Annotated in this window: 11 protein-coding genes; 4 read left to right on the top strand and 7 right to left on the bottom strand. The window is 68.2% G+C overall.

Annotated elements, in window-relative coordinates:
- Positions 1 to 79: 79 nt before the first annotated feature.
- Both IP69_RS12530 and IP69_RS12525 read left to right on the top strand, forming a co-directional pair.
- Complete coding sequence (locus IP69_RS12530) at positions 80 to 1,786, top strand: lysine--tRNA ligase (protein ID WP_054143161.1); 1,707 nt, start codon at positions 80 to 82, stop codon at positions 1,784 to 1,786.
- A gap of 134 nt (positions 1,787 to 1,920) precedes the next feature.
- Positions 1,921 to 2,604, top strand: coding sequence for a nitroreductase (locus IP69_RS12525; RefSeq protein WP_248306818.1), 684 nt, complete (start codon positions 1,921 to 1,923; stop codon positions 2,602 to 2,604).
- A gap of 12 nt (positions 2,605 to 2,616) precedes the next feature.
- Here IP69_RS12525 and IP69_RS12520 read toward each other — a convergent pair whose 3' ends face one another.
- The 3 genes from IP69_RS12520 to IP69_RS12510 all read right to left on the bottom strand — a co-directional run bounded on the left by IP69_RS12520 (position 2,617) and on the right by IP69_RS12510 (position 6,988).
- On the bottom strand, positions 2,617 to 3,585 hold the full coding sequence (locus tag IP69_RS12520) for a DUF808 domain-containing protein (RefSeq protein ID WP_054143288.1): 969 nt from the start codon (positions 3,583 to 3,585) through the stop codon (positions 2,617 to 2,619).
- 88 nt (positions 3,586 to 3,673) lie between these two features.
- Positions 3,674 to 4,861, bottom strand: coding sequence for an acetyl-CoA C-acyltransferase (locus IP69_RS12515; protein ID WP_054143159.1), 1,188 nt, complete (start codon positions 4,859 to 4,861; stop codon positions 3,674 to 3,676).
- A 42-nt stretch (positions 4,862 to 4,903) separates the two neighbouring features.
- Entirely contained in the window at positions 4,904 to 6,988 is a 2,085-nt protein-coding gene (locus IP69_RS12510) for a 3-hydroxyacyl-CoA dehydrogenase NAD-binding domain-containing protein (protein ID WP_197279850.1), read from the bottom strand.
- Between the two features lie 214 nt (positions 6,989 to 7,202).
- Here IP69_RS12510 and IP69_RS12505 point away from each other — a divergent pair, with 214 nt between their 5' ends.
- Positions 7,203 to 7,946: an enoyl-CoA hydratase-related protein gene (locus IP69_RS12505; RefSeq protein WP_054143157.1), complete on the top strand. Its 744-nt coding sequence runs from the start codon at positions 7,203 to 7,205 to the stop codon at positions 7,944 to 7,946.
- Between the two features lie 25 nt (positions 7,947 to 7,971).
- Here the strand turns inward: IP69_RS12505 and IP69_RS12500 are convergent, their stop codons facing one another.
- The 4 genes from IP69_RS12500 to IP69_RS12485 all read right to left on the bottom strand — a co-directional run bounded on the left by IP69_RS12500 (position 7,972) and on the right by IP69_RS12485 (position 12,617).
- Positions 7,972 to 9,480 (bottom strand): tripartite tricarboxylate transporter permease, encoded by a 1,509-nt coding sequence (locus tag IP69_RS12500; protein WP_054143156.1) that lies wholly within the window; start codon positions 9,478 to 9,480, stop codon positions 7,972 to 7,974.
- Between the two features lie 12 nt (positions 9,481 to 9,492).
- On the bottom strand, positions 9,493 to 9,960 hold the full coding sequence (locus IP69_RS12495) for a tripartite tricarboxylate transporter TctB family protein (protein ID WP_054143155.1): 468 nt from the start codon (positions 9,958 to 9,960) through the stop codon (positions 9,493 to 9,495).
- A 97-nt stretch (positions 9,961 to 10,057) separates the two neighbouring features.
- Positions 10,058 to 11,056, bottom strand: coding sequence for a tripartite tricarboxylate transporter substrate binding protein (locus IP69_RS12490; RefSeq protein ID WP_054143154.1), 999 nt, complete (start codon positions 11,054 to 11,056; stop codon positions 10,058 to 10,060).
- A gap of 139 nt (positions 11,057 to 11,195) precedes the next feature.
- A complete protein-coding gene (locus tag IP69_RS12485) occupies positions 11,196 to 12,617 on the bottom strand; it encodes a trypsin-like peptidase domain-containing protein (RefSeq protein ID WP_156323430.1) in 1,422 nt (473 codons plus the stop codon).
- 231 nt (positions 12,618 to 12,848) lie between these two features.
- On the opposite strand from IP69_RS12485, the gene IP69_RS12480 reads away from it, so the two are divergent.
- Positions 12,849 to 18,098 (top strand): MG2 domain-containing protein, encoded by a 5,250-nt coding sequence (locus IP69_RS12480; protein WP_054143152.1) that lies wholly within the window; start codon positions 12,849 to 12,851, stop codon positions 18,096 to 18,098.
- Positions 18,099 to 18,112: the final 14 nt, after the last annotated feature.

Raw genomic sequence — 18,112 nt, 5'->3', positions numbered from 1 at the left:
ATTGACGCCCCCCTTGGCAATCTGCGAAAGCCCCTCCCTCGCATTTTCGCGCAGAACCTTGGAGAGGACACCACCCGACATGCCCGTTTTCGACCCCGCCCTTGTGGACGCCGCCCAGCGTTCGGCCGCCTGGCCGTTCGAGGAAGCTCGCAAGCTCGTCGCGCGGATCGAGAAATCGGGCAAGACGGAGGTGATCTTCGAGACGGGCTACGGCCCCTCGGGCCTGCCCCATATTGGCACCTTCGGCGAGGTCGCGCGCACCTCGATGGTCCGCCATGCCTTCCGGGTCCTCACCGACGATGCCGTCCCCACGCGGCTGATCGCCTTCTCCGACGACATGGACGGGCTGCGCAAGGTGCCCGACAACGTCCCCAACAAGGAGCTGCTGACGGCCGCACTCGGCAAGCCCCTGACCGAGGTGCCCGACCCCTTCGGCACGCATGACTCGTTTGGCCGGCACAACAATGCGCGGCTGCGCGCCTTCCTCGACCAGTTCGGCTTCGACTACGAGTTCAGGTCCTCGACGGACGCCTACCGCGCCGGCGAATTCGACGCGACGCTGCTCAAGATGCTGGCGCGCTACGACGCGATCATGAAGATCATGCTGCCGACACTGCGCGAGGAGCGGGCAGCGACCTATTCGCCCTTCCTGCCGATCCACCCGGTGACGCGCATCGTCATGCAGGTGCCGATCGAGGCGCGCGACATCGAAGCCGGCACCATCACCTGGACGGACCCAGCCACGGGCGAACGTTTCGTGACGCCGGTCACCGGCGGCCATGTCAAGCTGCAGTGGAAGCCCGACTGGGCGATGCGCTGGGTCGCGCTCGGCATCGATTACGAAATGGCGGGCAAGGACCTGATCGACTCGGTCAAGGTCTCCTCGCAGATCGCGCGCGCGCTCGATGCGCAGCCGCCCGAAGGCTTCAATTACGAGCTCTTCCTGGACGAACAGGGCCAGAAGATCTCCAAGTCCAAGGGCAACGGGCTGACCATCGAGCAATGGCTCGAATATGGCCCGCCCGAAAGCCTGGCGCTCTACATGTTCCAGCGCCCGCGCGAGGCCAAGAAGCTGCATTTCGACGTCATCCCGCGCGCGGTCGACGAATATCTGCAGTTCCTCAGCGGCTATGAGCGCCAGGACTGGAAGAGCCGCCTCGGCAACCCGGTCTGGCATCTGCACCATGGGCAGCCGCCCCAGCCAGAGGTCATCGCCACCGGCGAGGGCGAGAACGCGACGCGTGCGCAGGTCACCTTCGGCCTGCTGATGAACCTCGTCGCCGTCGCCAATTCCGAGGACAAGGCCGTGCTCTGGGGCTTCCTCCAGCGCTATGCGCCGGGCATCTCGCCGCAGACCCATCCGCGGCTCGACGCGCTGGTCGGCTACGCGATCGCCTATTTCCGCGACTTCGTGAAGCCGGCAAAAAACTACCGCGTCGCCGACGAAACCGAGACCACCGCCTTCGCCGCGCTGGATGCCGCCATCGCCGCCCTGCCGGCGGACGCCACCGCCGAGATGGTGCAGGACACGGCGCTCGACGTCGCCCGTGCCATCCCGCGCTACCAGAACCTCACCGCCAAGAACGCCACGCCCGATCGGCCCGGCGTCTCCGGCGACTGGTGGAAGGCGATTTACCAGGTGATGTTCGGCGAGGAGCAGGGCCCCCGCTTCGGCTCCTTCGCCGCGATCTATGGCCTTGCCAACACCCGCGCTTTGATCGCCAAAGCGCTGGCCGGCGGGCTGGTTGAGGAACACGCGGCGTTCATCGCGTCGCGGAAGGGGTAACACCCGTCCCGTCATTCCGGACAAGCGGCGCAGCCGCGCAGATCCGGAATCCATCTTAGGGCGGACAGTTCTACGATGGATTTCCGGCGCTCCGCTTCGCTACGGCCGGAATGACGACGTTGAAGGGACAGTATGTGACGACACCCGCCCAGGCCGTCGAGCACGCCATCACCTCGCGCCGCGCCACCCGCGCCTTCCTGCCGACGCCGGTCGACCCCGCCCTGCTGCACCGCCTGATCGAGGTCGCCGCCCGCGCGCCCAGCGGCACCAACATGCAGCCCTGGAAGCTGCGCGTTATCGGCCCGCAGGCCCGCGAACGGCTTGAAGCCGCGCTGATCGCGGCGCTGGAGTCGGGAGAAATGCCCGCGGAGGAGGAATACCGCTACTATCCGCAGATTTTCCGCGAGCCCTATCTCTCGCGCCGCCGCAAGGTCGGCTGGGATCTTTACGGGCTGCTTGGCGTCACCAAGGGCGACACGGCCGGCATGAAGCGCCAGAGCGCCGCCAATCTGCGCTTCTTTGGCGCGCCGGTCGCGTTGATGCTGACAATGGACCGCGACCTCGAAATCGGCTCCTGGCTCGATCTCGGCATGTTCGTCCAGAGCCTGCTGATCGCGGCGCAGGGCCATGGCCTGCAATCCTGCCCGCAGGCGATCTTCGCGCGCTTTCACCCCGTGGTGCGGCGCGAGCTCTCCATCCCCGACAGCGAGATCGTCGTCTGCGGCATCGCCATCGGCCATGCCGACCCCGACGCTCCGCAGAACCACCTCGTATCCGAGCGCGAGCCGGTCGAGGGCTTCACCACTTGGCTCGATTAGACACCGGCAGCGTCAGGCCGGCTGCCCGGACTTGCCCATGCCCTTCATGATGGGCTGCACGACGTAATGCATCACCACGATGGCGATGCCGCCGACGATCAGCCCGAACACGGCCGAGAACACCGCTCCCGTCAGCCATTCAAGAACACCGCCCGCAGGCAGCATTGAACCGGCCGCGACCGCGAGCCCATGGCTGGCATGGCCCAGTCCGGTCAGACCAAACTCTTCCAGCCCGTGGATGATGATGCCGCCGCCGACCCAAAGCATCGCCGCCGTCCCGACCGCGCTAAGGGCGGAGAGGAAATACGGCATGCCGAGCACCAGGCCACGCCCGAACAGCGCAACCGGCGCGAATCGCTGCTGCGCCAGCGCCAGCCCGATATCGTCGGCTTTCACGATCAGCGCCACGGCACCGTAGACAATCACCGTGATGCCGATACCGACCACAGCGAGCACCGTCGCCTGCATCCAAAACGAAGCGGTCGAGACCGTCGAGAGCGTGATCGCCATGATCTCGGCCGAGAGGATGAAATCCGTCTTGATCGCGCCGGCGATCTTCTGCTCTTCGAGCAGCTTGGGATCGAGCACGGCCTTGCCGGCCTCTTCGGGGCTCGCGGCCGCATGCGGCACGACGAGTTCGAGGATTTTCTCGGCGCCCTCGTAACAAAGATAGACACCGCCCGCCATCAGCAGCGGCGTGATCAGCCAGGGCGCGACGAGCGCCAGAATCAGCGCGCCCGGAAGCAGGAACAGCAGCTTGTTCTTCAGCGAGCCGAGCGCGATCTTCCAGATGATCGGCAGTTCGCGCGCGGCCGCAAAGCCGACCGCATAGCGCGGCGTCACGGCCGCATCGTCGATGACGATGCCCGCCGCCTTGGTGCCGGCCTTGGTCGCCTGCGCCACGACATCGTCGACGGAGGATGCCGCAACCTTGGCGATCCCGGCGATATCGTCGAGCAGCGCAAACAGTCCTGAAGCCACGGTCTCATTCCCCTGCTGCACGACAGCGAACCGGCTAGCGACCCGCCGCGACTGCGTCGTGACAAAGACGCAGATCGACCGGTTTGGTTCAACCCGGATTGATCTCGAACAGACCGGCGCAGCCCATGCCACCGGCGACGCACATGGTGACGACCGCATAGCGCGCCTTGCGTCGGCGGCCTTCCAGCAGCGCATGGCCGACGAGGCGCGCCCCGCTCATGCCGAAGGGGTGGCCGATCGCGATCGCCCCGCCATTGACGTTGACCTTGTCGGGATCGATGCCAAGCGTATCGCGGCAATAGAGCGACTGCGAGGCGAAGGCCTCGTTGAGCTCCCAAAGGTCGATGTCGGAAACCGTCAGCCCGTTGCGCTCCAGCAGGCGCGGCACCGCAAACACCGGGCCGATGCCCATCTCGTCAGGCTCGCAGCCGGCCGAGGCGAAGCCGCGGAAGATGCCCAGCGGCGAAAGCCCGCGTCGTGCCGCCTCCTCCGCCGACATCACCACGCTGGCCGAGGCCCCGTCCGACAACTGGCTGGCATTGCCGGCGGTGACGAACTGCTCTTCGCCGCGCACCGGTTTGAGCTTGAGCAGCCCCTCCAGCGTCGTGTCGGGCCGGTTGCCCTCGTCCTGCGAGAGCGTGACCTCGCGCTGGCTGACCTCGCCGGTCGCCTTGTCGGTAACAGTCATGACGGCGCTCATCGGCACGATCTCGTCGTCGAACAGCCGGCGCTGCTGGGCGGCAGCCGTGCGCTGCTGGCTCTCCAACGAGAATTCGTCCTGGGCCTGCCGCGAGATGCCGTAACGCTGCGCCACGATGTCGGCCGTCTCGATCATTGAGGTGTAGATCGTCGGCTTGTGGGCGAGCAGCCAGTCGTTCTGTGTCAGGTCGCGCCGCACCACGGGCTGCACGAGGCTGATGGACTCGACGCCGCCGCCGACCGCGACCGGCACGCCGTCCATGACGACCCGCCGCGCCGCATGCGCGATCGCCTCCAGCCCGGAGGCGCAGAAGCGGCTGACCGTAACGCCGGCCGACTGGACAGGGAGGCCTGCGACCAGCGCCGCATGGCGCGCGACATTGCCGCCGGTTGCGGCTTCCGGATAGCCGCAGCCCATCACCACCTCTTCGACGGCGCCGGGTTCGAGATCGGCGCGCAGCAACGCATGCCGGATCGCATGGGCCGCCAGATCGGCGCCCCGCACCTGGTTGAAGGCGCCGCGATGAGCCTTGCCGATGGGCGTGCGGGCGGTGGAGACGATCACGGCTTCGGTCATGAACGGTTCATTCCTTCATCGGCTTCGGCACGGTCTGGCCACCTAGATAGTCGTTGCCTTCAGATCGGCAAATCCCTTGCCCTCCGCCGCGAGCCTGCGCAGCAATGGCGCGGGTTCAAGCGTCGCATCGCCCATCTCCGCGGCCTGCGCCTCCAGCCGCGCGACGAGGATGTCGAGCCCGACACTGTCGGCCCAATGCATCGGCCCGCCGCGCCAGGCCGGCCAGTTGTAGCCGTTGAGCCAGATCACATCGATGTCGCCGGGCCGCACCGCGATGCCCTCTTCCAGAATGCGGGCGCCCTCATTGACCATCGGATCGAGCAGGCGCGACAGGATCTCGTCGCTCTTAAAGCTGCGGCGGTTCGCGCCCTGCTCTTCCGAAATCCGCGCGATCAGGGCCTCGACCTCCGGGTCGCGCAGCCCGCTGCGCGCACCGTCCGGATAGAGGAAATAGCCGCGCCCGGTCTTCTGGCCGAACCAGCCGGCCTCGCAGATCGCGTCCGCGACGGCCGCCGTCTTGCCGCGCGCCTTGCGCGACCGCCAGCCGATATCGTTGCCCGCGAGATCGGCCATGGCGCAGGGGCCCATCTTGAAGCCGAAGCCGGTCAGCGCCGCATCGACCTCATGCGGCAACGCGCCGGCGACGAGCAGGCGCTCGGTCGCCCGGGTGCGGGCCTCCAGCATGCGGTTGCCGACGAAGCCGAAGCCGTTGCCGACCACGACCGGCACCTTGCCGAGCCGGCGCCCGAGCGCCATGGCGGTGACGACGGCCTCGTCCGAGACCCCATCGGGGCGCACCACCTCAAGCAGCTTCATGACATTGGCGGGGCTGAAGAAATGCATCCCCAGCACGTCCTGCGGGCGTTTCGTCGCCGCCGCGATCGTCGGAATATCGAGATAGGACGTGTTGCTGGCGAGGATCGCGCCGGGTTTCGCGATGGCGTCGAGCGCGCCGAAGATCTGCTGTTTGACGCCCATCTCCTCGAAGGCCGCCTCGATCACGACATCCGCGTCCGCCGCCGCATCGAGCCCCAGGGCCGGCGTGATCAGAGCCAGGCGCTCGTCGCGCTTCTCGGGGCTCAGCGAACCGCGCGTCACCGACATCTCGTAGATCGCCGCGACCCGGTTCATGCCGTTGTCGATCTGCGCCTGCTCCTGTTCGATCAACGTCACCGGGATGCCGGCATTGGCGAAGCACATGGCGATGCCGCCGCCCATCGTACCCGCGCCGATCACCGCAGCCTTCGCGATCGCGCGCGGCTTCACGTCAGCGCCGATGCCCGGCACCCGGGCAATCTCGCGCTCGGCGAAGAAGACATGGCGCAATGCCCGCGAGCGCGGATCGGCGACGAGCTTCACAAACAGCGCCCGCTCGGCCGCCAGCCCCTCGGTGAAAGGCAACGTGAAGACACCGCGCACCGCCTCGATCAGCGCCATGGCATCGGGCATCTCGCCGGAGGTCTTGGTCGCGGCAAGGGCTTGCGCCTCGAACGCCTCGCGATCGGCGGCCGTCAGACGGGCGGTCATATCGCGCACCGGTTCCGGCGCCCCGCGCGCCGCGAGAGCACGCGCCAGCGCCATGGCGGCGGCCACGACATCGCCATCGGCCACGTCATCGACCAGGCCGAGTTGCAACGCCCGGCTGGCAGGGATCGGCTCGCCCGACAGCATCATCGGAAAGGCCTGCGCCGCCCCGATCAGGCGCGGCAGGCGCTGCGTGCCACCCGCGCCCGGGATCAGCCCGAGCTTGATCTCGGGCTGGCCGAACGACGCCGACGCGGAGCCGACGCGACCATGACAGGCTAGCGCAAGCTCCAGCCCGCCGCCGAGCGCCACGCCCTGGATCGCGGCGACGACGGGCTTGGGGCAGTTCTCGATCGCATCGAGCAGATCCGGCAGGAGAGGAGCGACTGGAGGCTTGCCAAATTCGCTGATGTCGGCGCCGGCAATAAAAGCCCTGCCAACCGCCGCGATCACGATGGCCGCGACAGCCGGGTCGGAGCCCACATCCGCAATCACACGAGCAAGGTCGGCGCGCAGGGCCTGGCCGAGCGCATTGACTGGCGGGTTGTCGATCGTCGCGATCGCGATCTCGCCATGGCGGGCGAGCCGGACGGTCTCCATCAGCGCGTGTCCTTAAGGCTTGCCGGCGCCTTCGGTCCGGCCGATTGAGGGCGAAGGAGGAAGTCCGGCAGGTGGCTTTTTGTCAAGCGGGCACGGCGCTTGACCCTCCGCGAAACGCCATGCCAAGCCTGTCGGCGGGACGCCAACGCGCTGTCGCATCCGCGACCGTCAACGCGTTGGAGCCGGCAGCATAAGCCGCAGGGATGGAGACGAGCCGATGAGCGCCACTGTTTTAACCGAGATCGTCGCGCCCGGCGTCATCCAGATCACCATGAACCGGCCGGAGCGCAAGAACGCGCTCGACCGCGCGAGCTATGTCGGGCTGATCGAGGCCTTCGCCGCCGCCGAGGCCGATCCGCAGAGCCGCGTCATCGTCATCACGGGCGCAGGCGGCTGCTTCACCAGCGGCAACGACATCCGCGATTTCGCCGCGGCAGCCGGCGATGGCGCGCGCATCGCCATGGATTTCTTAGGCGCGATCTCGACCGCGACCAAGCCGATCGTCGCCGCGGTGGAGGGCTTCGCGGTCGGCATCGGTACGACGATGCTGCTGCATTGCGACCTGGCCTATGCCGGGGCCGGCGCGACCTTCCGTATGCCTTTCGTCACGTTGGGGCTCTCGCCTGAAGGCGCCTCGAGCTACCTGCTGCCGCTCGTCGCCGGCTCCAAGCGCGCCGCGGAGTTGCTGATGCTGGGCGAGGCTTTCGGGCCGCAGGCCGCGCAGGAAGCCGGCCTCGTCAATGCCGTGGTGGCGGAGGGCGCTGCGCTGGATGCCGCACTGGCAAACGCGAAGGCGCTGGCTGCGCTGCCGCCGCAATCGGTCGCTCTGACCAAGCTTCTGCTGAAGCGCGGCCAGGCTGCCAGCGTGGCCGAAACGCTGGTCGTCGAGGCGAAGCATTTCGGCGAGCGCCTGCGCTCGGATGAAGCGCAGGCCGCGTTTGCCGCCTTCCTGAAGCGCTGAACTCAGCCGCGCCCCGCGCGCGACCTTAAGCGCCGCTTGGGCTCTCGATGGCCGGCTTTGGCCGGCTCGTCACGCCACGCCAGGCCATGAAGGCCCATAGCCCCATGGTGGCGACGCCCAGCGTGCCCGCGATCGGCCGCGACAGGAATCCGATCAGGGAGCCGTCGGCCTTGATCATCGACGACATGAAGTTCTGCTCCAGCATCTCGCCGAGCACGAGGCCCAGGATCAGCGGCGCGACCGGAACGCCATGCTCCTCGAGGAACCAGCCGAACACGCCCATCACCACCATCAACACGACGCCGTAGAGCGAGTTGGTCATCGCAAACGAGCCGACGATGCAGAAGATCAGGATGATCGGCATGAGGATGTTGCGCGGCACCCGCAGGATCTGCTTGGCGGATTTGATCGCCGCCCAGCCGAGCGGGAACATCAGCAGATTGGCGATGATGAAGATGATGAAGACGGCGTAGATCAGTTCCGGCGTCTGCAGGAAGACGGTCGGCCCCGGATTCATGCCCTTCATGTAGAGCACGCCGATGACGATCGCCGTAATCGAATCGCCGGGAATGCCGAAGACGAGGGCCGGAATCCAGGCCGCGCCCAGAGCCGAATTATTGGCCGAGGTCGCATCGACGATGCCTTCGATATGGCCTTTGCCGAATTTCTCGGGCTCCTTGGAGGTCTTCTTCGAGACCGCATAGGAGACCCAGGACGCGATGTCGGCGCCCGCGCCCGGCAGCGCGCCGATCACGGTCCCGATCATCGAGCCGCGCAGGAAGTTGAACCAGTATTTCTTGAACACGCCCCAGACGCCGGTCATCAGGCTACCGATGGCCTGCGGCACGGAGCGCCCGCCCTTTTCCATCGTCACGGCGCCCCGGAGCAGTTCCGAGACGGCGAACATGCCGATCAGCGTCGGGATGAAGTTGATGCCCGACATCAGGTCGATGTTGCCGAAGGTGAAGCGCGGCTGGCCGGCGGCGGGATCGATGCCCACGCAGGCGATCGCCAGCCCGATGAAGAGCGAGAGCAGCCCCTTCAGCGCATCGCCCGTGCCGATGAAGACGGCACAGGTCAGGCCGAGGCAGGCCAGCCAGAAATATTCAAAGGACGAAAAGTTGATCGCGACCTCGGCCAGAACCGGTGCCAGCAGGATCAGGATGGCGACGCCGAAGATGCCGCCCAGCACCGAGAAGACGAGGTTGACGCCCATCGCCAGGTCGAGCTGACCCTTCTTGGTCATCTCGTAACTCTCATCGGCATAGGCCGCCGAAGCCGGCGTTCCCGGCATCCGCAGCATGGCGGCCGGGATGTCTCCGGCGAAGATCGCCATGGCGGTTGCGGTCACAATCGCCCCAAGCGCCGGCACCGGCGCCATGAAGAACGTCACCGGCACCAGAAGCGCCGTCGCCATCGTCGCGGTAAGGCCCGGCATGGCGCCGACGAACATCCCGAACATCGCCGAGCCCATGATGACCGCGAGCACGGTCGGGTCGAAGACCATCCCGAAAGCGGTGTAGATTGCTGTCATGTCAGGGCTTTCTCAAAGCACGCTGTCGAGGATGCCGCGCGGCAGCGGCACCCGCATCACGCTTCCAAAGAAATACTGCACGGCGGCCGTCATCACGATGGCGACGATCAGCGCCGTCAGCGGGCGCACGCCGAACCACAGGAAGAGGCCGAACTGGATGAGGAAGGCCGTCGGAATGAAGCCGAGCGGCTCCGACGCCACCAGATAGAACACCATCGCCGCCAGCATCAGGGCGAAGGAGGCGAGCCGGGCGGGGCGCCGCGCCCAGTCCTCGAGGACCAGCCAGGGCCGCCCGCCGCCGCGCCATTCGCGCAGCATCAGCAGCAGCGAGCAACCGACGATGCCGCCGCCGATGATCCGCGGAAACAAATTGGGCCCGTAGTTCTGGCCCGGAAAGGCTGGAAACGAGAAGGTTATCGCGATCATGACGATCGCAAGCACAAGGAATGCGGTGCCAAAAATGGCATCGTTGAAGCGCATCACGCGAACTTTCGTGGACAGGGAAACGCGCACGCCCGCGGCATGCTGATCCGACAGGGCAGCCGCACGCTCGCGCGGCTGCCCCTTGTTCGATCGGTTACGCGGGCTTCCTGGCGAGCCCGCCGGCCGTCAGCGCCACGCCCATCTGCTTGTCGCTCTCGGCCATGAACTTGCCGAAGCCGGGGGCGTCGGCATAGATCATCGTAAACCCGCGCGCATCCATGAACTCCTTGTATTCCTTGGAGTCGTAGATGGTCTTGAGCTCGGCGTTCATGATCTTGGCGACGTTCTCCGGCAGCTTCAGCGGGCCGGCGATGCCGCGCCAGGAACCGACCTGGAAGTCGATGCCCAGCGTCTCCTTCATCGTCGGCACGTCCTTGAACTGCGGATTGCGCTGTTCGGCCATGATCGCCAGCGAGCGGGCGCGGCCGGCGTCCAGCATGGCGCGCGCCTCCGGCACAGAGCAGGTCACGAAGTCGATGCCGCCGGCAGCGAGATCCTGCATCGCCGGCGCCGCGCCGTTGGACGGAGCCCAGGCGACATGATCGGGCGCGAGCTTCATGCCGAGCATCCAGCCGATCAGGGCGAGATGCCAGATGCCGCCCTGGCCGGTGCCCGAGGCCTTCATCTTGCCGGGAGGAGCCGCCTTGATGGCGTCGGCGAGGTCCTTGATCGTCTTGTAGGGCGAATCGCCCTTGACCTGCACGCCCGACGGGTCCGAGTTCATCAGCGCCAGCGGGGTGTAGCTCGACGGGTTGAGCTGCGTCAGGCCCTGATGATGCATCATCGCGATCTCGGAGGTGATGATGCCGAGCGTGTAGCCGTCCGGCGCGCCGGTCGCGATCGCGGAATGGCCGACGACGCCCGAGCCGCCGGTGCGGTTGACGACGTTGAACGGTTGGCCGAGGCTCTTCTCGAGCAGGGCCGAGACGATGCGCACCACGGCATCAGTGCCGCCGCCGGCGCCCCAGGGGCACAGCATCTGGACGGGCCGGGTCGGCCACTTGGCCTGGCCGATGGCCGGGCTGGCGACGAGGCCGGCGGCGCCAGCGGCCGCGGCGCTCTTCAAAACATTGCGTCGGGTGATGAGCGTCATAACAAATTCCTCCGTTAAATCGATTAAGTGACGAGAGCTTCTCTCCCTATCGGGGGTCTCTCTTGGATTGCCACGCTATTTGACCCGATTGCGAGGCGGGTGACAACCTTTAGTTCACGATGGTCTTGCTCGGCGTTGGCTACAGCGCGCACTGAATCGGCAGGACCGAACGCGAGATCTTGTCCACCACCGCGCCGAGGCTGAGCTCCGGGCCGGGCTGCGCCACAGACGATGTCAGCCCCGCGCGCGCCAGCAGACCCTGCAATCCAGCGGGCTCGGCCACGCCATAGGCGCGCTGCGGCGCAACCCCGGCGATCAGCACCTTGTCGGAGGGATTATCCGTCACGATGCCCGCGACACGCCCCTGCCGATCGAAGACCGGCGCGCCGGCCTGGCCGGGCTGCAGCGGGGCGAACACGGCCGGCCCCGCGCCGATCCTAACGCTCAGGCCGGGAAAGGCGACGGCGGCACGCTTACCGCTGTCCTCGCCGAAGGCGACGATAACGAGGCTCTCGCCCTCGCCGATCGGCTCTGCCCGCAAACCCGGCAATGCGAGAACGGCCCCTCCCTCGATCTCGATCAGGGCAAGACCGTTTTCGGCCGCGCCGCGCTGCCTGGCCGGGCGGCCGCCAACGCGCAGCGAGCGGCAACCTTCAAGGGCGGCAGTCGCGCTCACCACGACACGATCGGCGACGGCCAGTCCGACGCCATGCCGTTCGGTGATCCGCACCGGCGCGATCGAAACGGCCGGGCCCGCGATCGGCGCGGACGGGGCTGACGCGACGGCCGAGCCGCCCGGCAAGGGCCCGGTCGGGAACGGCTCGAAGCTCGAGGCGATCGCGATCACCAGCTTGTCGACCGAGCCCGACAGCGCCTTGTCATAGCCGATCGAGAAGCCGCGCAGGCCTGCGGGCCCCGCCGCCAGCCGGCGATAGAACTTGCCGGTCGGCGTCTCGCCGGTGATGACGAAGAAATCCGGCCGCAGCAGCTTGTAGGTGAGCTTGCGACCGGGATTGTTCGGCGTCGGCGCGATCGCCCTCTCGTAGATGGCCTCGAGCGTCTCGCCCGGCGGCGTCGCGGACGTGTCGAGCGTGATCTTGCCGTCGGCGCTTTGCCAGCGGCTGCCCGCCGGCGAGACGTCGCGCTTGGGCAGGATGGTCGCGGGGATGCCGAGACGCGCGCCGGTTCTGTCATCGACGACGATCCTGAAACCTACCGCGTCGCGCGCCACCTGACCTGCCTGCGCCAGGGCGCGCCGCTCGGCCGGGTTCAGCTGACCGTCGGGCGCGCCTTTCGCGGGCGCCTTCAGCGCATTGATGGCGCGAAAGGTCAGCGGACCATAGGAGCCGCTGGCCGCGCTGTTGAGATGACCGGTCCAGATGAGATCGGTCTGGATCGCCTTGCGCTCGGCCTCGGGCAACGCCTCGAAACTGGCCTGCGCCGCGGCGAGCTGGGGATTGGGAGCAGGCGTGGGCGCTTGCGCGGAAAGCCCGACGGGAGACAGGGCCAGCGGCAGGGCCAACGCCGACGATCGCATCAGCCGCGCGAACCGGGTTCTCATCACCATGTCCCCCAACAGAAGACCGGCATTGAGCGTCAGATCGCCAGTGCCTGCAAGAGCCAGCGAGCATGAGCCCGCGAGCATGCCTGCGCGCGCTGTGCGGGCGTCGGTTGGCACGCTCTTTCGCATTGCGCGCGCCAACCCGGATGATAGCCTGCCGCCGCGTCAGACCCGCCAGCCAGACGTCGCCTCGCGCGACCGGAATGCGGGACAGCCACCGGAGGATTTTTCATGCGCCTGTTGCCCCGCCTCGCGCTCCTCCTCGGGCTGGTTCTGGCCGCCCATCCGGCGCTCGCCCAGAAGGCTTATGTCCGAAACGACCTCGCCGCCGACGGCCAGCGGCTGGAGGAGCGCCTCAAGCGCGAGGTCTCCGCGGGCGCCCGCTCGGCCGCCGATCTCGTGCGCGCCGGCGAAGCGGCGCTTGCGCGCGGCGACGCCCGCGCCGCCCTGCCCCAGGCCAATGCCGCCGTCGTCGCCGAGCCCGCCAATGCCGCCGGCTGGCGCCTGATGGCGCGCGCCGCCAGCGCCATCGAGCCGCGCGATTACCGCGAGCGCTGGGAGCTGCGCGAGCGCGCCATCAGCGCCGCCTATCTCGCCTATCAGCGCTCCGCCGGCCGCAATGACGAGGCCGCCTCGCTGGGTCTGCTCGCCCGCATTTTCGAGCGCCACGAACTCTGGCGCCCGGCGCTGACGACCTATCGGCTGAGCCTCGATCTCGTCGACAACGCCTCGCTGCGCACCGCCTATGAGGGCCTGCGCGAGCAGCGCGGCTTCCGTCTGACCGGCAACAAGGTCGATGCCGATGCGGCCTCTCCCCGTGCCTGTTTCGAGTTCTCGGAGCCGCTGGCGCGCGGCCGCGTCGATTTCGCGCCTTATGTCGCGATCTCCGGCAGGAAGGGCGATTTCGCCGTGTCGGCCGAGGACCGCCAGATCTGCGTCGATGGGCTTCGCCATGGCGAGCGCTACGGCTTCGTCATCCGCCAGGGCGTGCCCTCGGCGATTCCCGACGAAAAGCTGCTGAAATCGGCCGATTACGAGGTCTATGTCCGCGACCGCACGCCCTCCGTCCGTTTCACCGGCAAGAACTACGTCCTGCCGCGCACCGGCCAGCAGGGCGTGCCGGTCGTCTCGGTCAATGCCGACAAGCTCGACCTGGAAGTCATGCGCATCGGCGACCGCAACCTGATCAATTCCGTCCATTCCGAGGATTTTCTCGGCCAGCTCGGCGCCTACCAGTCCAGGCAGATCGAGAGCGACAAGGGCCAGCGCGTCTGGACCGGGTCGATGGAGGTCAAGTCCGAGCTCAACAAGGACGTCGTCACCGCCTTCCCGGTGATCGAGGCCGTCGGCGCGCTGAAACCCGGCGTCTACGTCATGTTCGCCAAACCGAGCGGCGGCCGCGCGCCCGCGCCTTCCGATGGCGATGGCGACTATGACGACGGCACGACGCGGGCGACGCAGTGGTTCGTCGTCTCCGATCTCGGCCTGACCTCCTTCTCCGGCCCCGACGGCGTGCATGTTCTGGTGCGCTCGCTCTCCGACGCTGCCCCCGTCGCCAACGCCGAACTGCGCCTGCTGGCGAGGAACAACGAGGTGCTGGCGACGATCCGGTCGGATTCCAGCGGCTATGCGCGCTTCGACGCCGGCCTCGCGAAGGGTCAGGGCGGCTTGGCGCCGGGCCTCGTCACGGCGGGGCTGGGTGAGGATTACGGCTTCCTCGACCTGAAGCAGACGGCCTTCGATCTCTCGGATCGCGGCGTCAAGGGCCGCGTCGCACCCGCCGGGCTCGACGCCTATCTCTACACCGAGCGCGGCGTCTACCGCTCGGGCGAGACCGTCTATCTGACCAGCCTGCTGCGCGATGCGCGCGGCGCGGCCGTCACCGGTCTGCCGCTGACCCTGGTGGTGAAGCGCCCCGACGGCGTCGAGTACCGCCGCCGTCAGGTCGAGGACCAGGGTGCCGGCGGGCGCGCGCATTCGATCCCGCTGCTGTCGGGCGCCGCGACCGGCACCTGGCGCGTCCAGGCCTATGCCGACCCGAAGGGGCCTGCGATCGGCGAGGTCTCCTTCCTCGTCGAGGATTACGTTCCCGAGCGCCTCGAACTGACGCTGACGCCAAAAGTACCCGTGCTCCAGGCGGGCGAGCCGGCGCAGATCGACGTCACCGCGCGCTATCTTTATGGCGCGCCGGGCTCCGCGCTCGACGTCACCGGCTCGATGACGATCCGCGCCGCCGGCCAGTCCGCCATTCCCGGCTTTGCCGGCTATCAGGTCGGCCTGACCGACGAGGCCTTCGAGGCGGTCCAGTCCGAATTCGAGGAGAGCACCACGACCGACGCCGCCGGCAAGGTCACCGTGACCAACCCGGTCGCGCAGCCGGAGACCAACCGCCCGCTCGAAGCCGAGTTCACCATCCGCGTCGGCGAGCCAGGCGGGCGCGCCATCGCCCGCTCCGTGACGCTGCCGATCGTGCCCAAGGGCGCCGCCATCGGCGTGCGCAAGGCGTTCAAGGACGGAGAGCTCGGCAACGGCCAGACCGCGACCTTCGACGTGATCATGGCCAATGGCGACGGCCGGCGTCTGGCACGTCCGGGCGTGAAATGGACGCTGTCCAAGGTCACCCGCAACTACCAGTGGTTCTTCCAGGACGGCCGCTGGAACTATGAGGGCGTGAAATCGACCCGCCGCGTCGCCGATGGCGAGATCGCGGTGGTCGAAGGCACGCCGGCACGCATCGCGGCGCAGGTCGAATGGGGCAACTACCGGCTCGACGTTTCCGCCGACGGGCCCGACGCGACCGAGACCTCGGTCTCCTTCAGCGTCGGCTACGAGGCCGACAAGACCGCCGATACGCCCGACGTGCTCGATGTCGCCCTCGACAAGGCGGCTTACGCCGATGGCGAAAGCCTGCAGGTCCGGCTCGCCCCGCGCTTCGCCGGCAAGGCGACGCTCGCCGTCATCACCGACCGCGTCGTCGATCTCCGCACCATCGACATCGCAACGGGCGGCACCACCGCGACCGTCCCGGTCAGGGCCGAATGGGGCGCCGGCGCCTATCTCGTCGTGCTCGCCCACCGCCCGATGGACACCGCCGCCCAGCGCCTGCCAGGCCGCGCCATCGGCCTGTCCTGGTTCTCGATCGGCAAGGAGAGCCGCACGCTCGCGCTCGATCTCGGCGCGCCCAACCTCGTGCGCCCGCTCTCGACGCTGTCGCTGCCGGTCAAGGTCACAGGTGCCGTCGCCGGCGAGGACGCCTTTGTCACCGTCGCCGCCGTCGATGTCGGCATCCTCAATCTCACCCGGTTCGAAAGCCCCGATCCGAGCCAATTTTTCTTCGGCCAGCGCCAGATCGGCCATGAGCTGCGCGACCTCTACGGCTATCTCATCGACGGCATGCAGGGCACGCGCGGCGCGATCCGCAGCGGCGGCGACGCCGCTCCCTCCCTCGAAGGCGAGAAGCCAACGCCGGAGCCGGTCGCGCGCTATTCCGGCGTGGTCAAGGTCGGCCCCGACGGCGTGGCGAAGGTCGATTTCGAGTTGCCGGCCTTCAACGGCTCGCTGCGCGTCATGGCGGTCGCCTGGTCGGCCGGGCGGACCGGTCAGGCCAGCGCCGAGGTCATCGTGCGCGACCAGGTCGTGGCGCAGGCGACCCTGCCGCGCTTCCTCGCCATCGGCGACCAGTCGCGTTTCCATCTCGCCATCGACAATGTCGAGGGCCCGGCCGGGGCTTATGTCGTCGATCTCGACGTGCGCGGGCCGGTGCTGGTGGCCGCCGACGCGACCCGCCGCACGATCCAGCTCGCCACCGGCGCCAAGGCGCAGATGACGATCCCCGTTACGGCTGCGGGCCTCGGCCGCGCCGAATTCGATGTCCGCATCACCGGGCCGGGCGGCGTCGGGACCGTGCAGAACCTCGCTGTTCGGGTTCAGCCTTCCGCCAACACCATCGCCCGCCGGATCGTGCGGCCGATCCCCGGCAATGGCGGGGCGATCACCGTCTCCTCCGACCTGATGGCCGATCTCGTGCCGAATTCAGGGCAGGTTTCGGTGTCCGTCTCGCCGCTGGCCTCGCTCGACGTGCCGGCCTTGCTCAAGGCGCTCGACCGCTACCCCTATGGCTGTACCGAGCAGACGGTCAGCCGCGCTCTGCCGCTGCTCGCCGTCAACAAGCTGGCGAGCCTGGAGAACCTCGCGCTCGACGCCAATGCCGATGAGCGCGTCCAGACCGCGATCGAGCGCGTGCTGGCACGACAGGGCGCCAACGGCTCCTTCGGCCTCTGGAGCGTCGGGGGCGAGGATCTCTGGCTCGACGCCTTTACGGCCGACTTCCTGACCCGCGCCCGCGAGCGCCAGTTTCCAGTGCCGCAGACCGCCTTCAACCTCGCGCTCGACCGGCTGCGCAACCAGGTCGTCAACACCGGCGAGATCGTCAAGGAGGAGGCGGCCGGCATCGCCTATGCGCTCTATGTCCTGGCCCGCAACGGCCGGCCGGTGATGGGCGATCTGCGCTACCTCGCCGACAACAAACTCGCCGATTTCGCCACGCCCCTCGCCCGCGCCCAGATCGGCGCGGCGCTTTCGGCGCTGGGTGATCGCGGCCGCGGCCGCGCTGCCTTCACCAGCGCGCTCGCCGGCCTGCAGGAGCGCGGCGACGACAGCCTGTCGCGGCCCGATTACGGCTCGCGCCTGCGCGATGGCGCAGCCGTGCTGGCGCTGATCGCCGAATCCTCAGGCGAGCGCGCCGACATCAGCCGCGCCGCCTCCGTCCTCGACAGCGCCCGCAACAGCGCGCGCCATACCTCGACGCAGGAGCAGATGTGGATGGTGCTGGCGGCGCAGGCCATGGCGAAGGACGCCGAGGGCATGACGCTGACCGTCGACGGCGCCGAGCGGAAAGGTCCGCTGTACCGCACGATTTCGGCCGAGGCGCTTGAAGCCAAGCCGCTGACCGTCGCCAACCCCGGCGCCGCGACCGCCCAGGCCGTCATCACCGTCTCGGGCATCCCCACCGGGGCCGAGCCCGCGCTCAACCAGGGCTTCGGGCTGGAGCGCGTGATCTACACGATGAAGGGCGAACGCGCCGACCCCGCGCGCCTGCGCCAGAACGAGCGCTATGTCGTGGCCCTCACCGTCACCGAACCGGCCAGCCGCTATGGCCGGCTGCTGCTGGTCGATCCCGTCCCCGCCGGGCTCGAGATCGAAAACGCCAACCTCACCGAGGGCGCCTCCGTCGCCGGGCTCGACTGGCTGAAACAGGAGGTCTCCCCCGTCCACACGGAGGCGCGCGACGACCGCTATGTCGCGGCCTTCGAGCGACTGGGCGGCACCGACCAGAAGCTTTCCTACACGGTCGCCTACATCGCCCGCGCGGTCTCGCCCGGGCGCTATGTCGCGCCGGCGGCAGTGATCGAGGACATGTATCGCCCCGATCGCTTCGGGCGGACGGGGTTCGGCACGGTCGATATCGCGTCGGCGCGGTAATGCGCGGCGATCGC

Source organism: Allobosea sp. AAP35, from assembly GCF_001295925.1.
In the GTDB taxonomy this organism is placed as follows: Bacteria; Pseudomonadota; Alphaproteobacteria; order Rhizobiales; family Beijerinckiaceae; genus Allobosea.
Note: the sequence above shows the minus strand (reverse complement) of the source record. Positions and strands in the feature narration are given on the sequence as shown.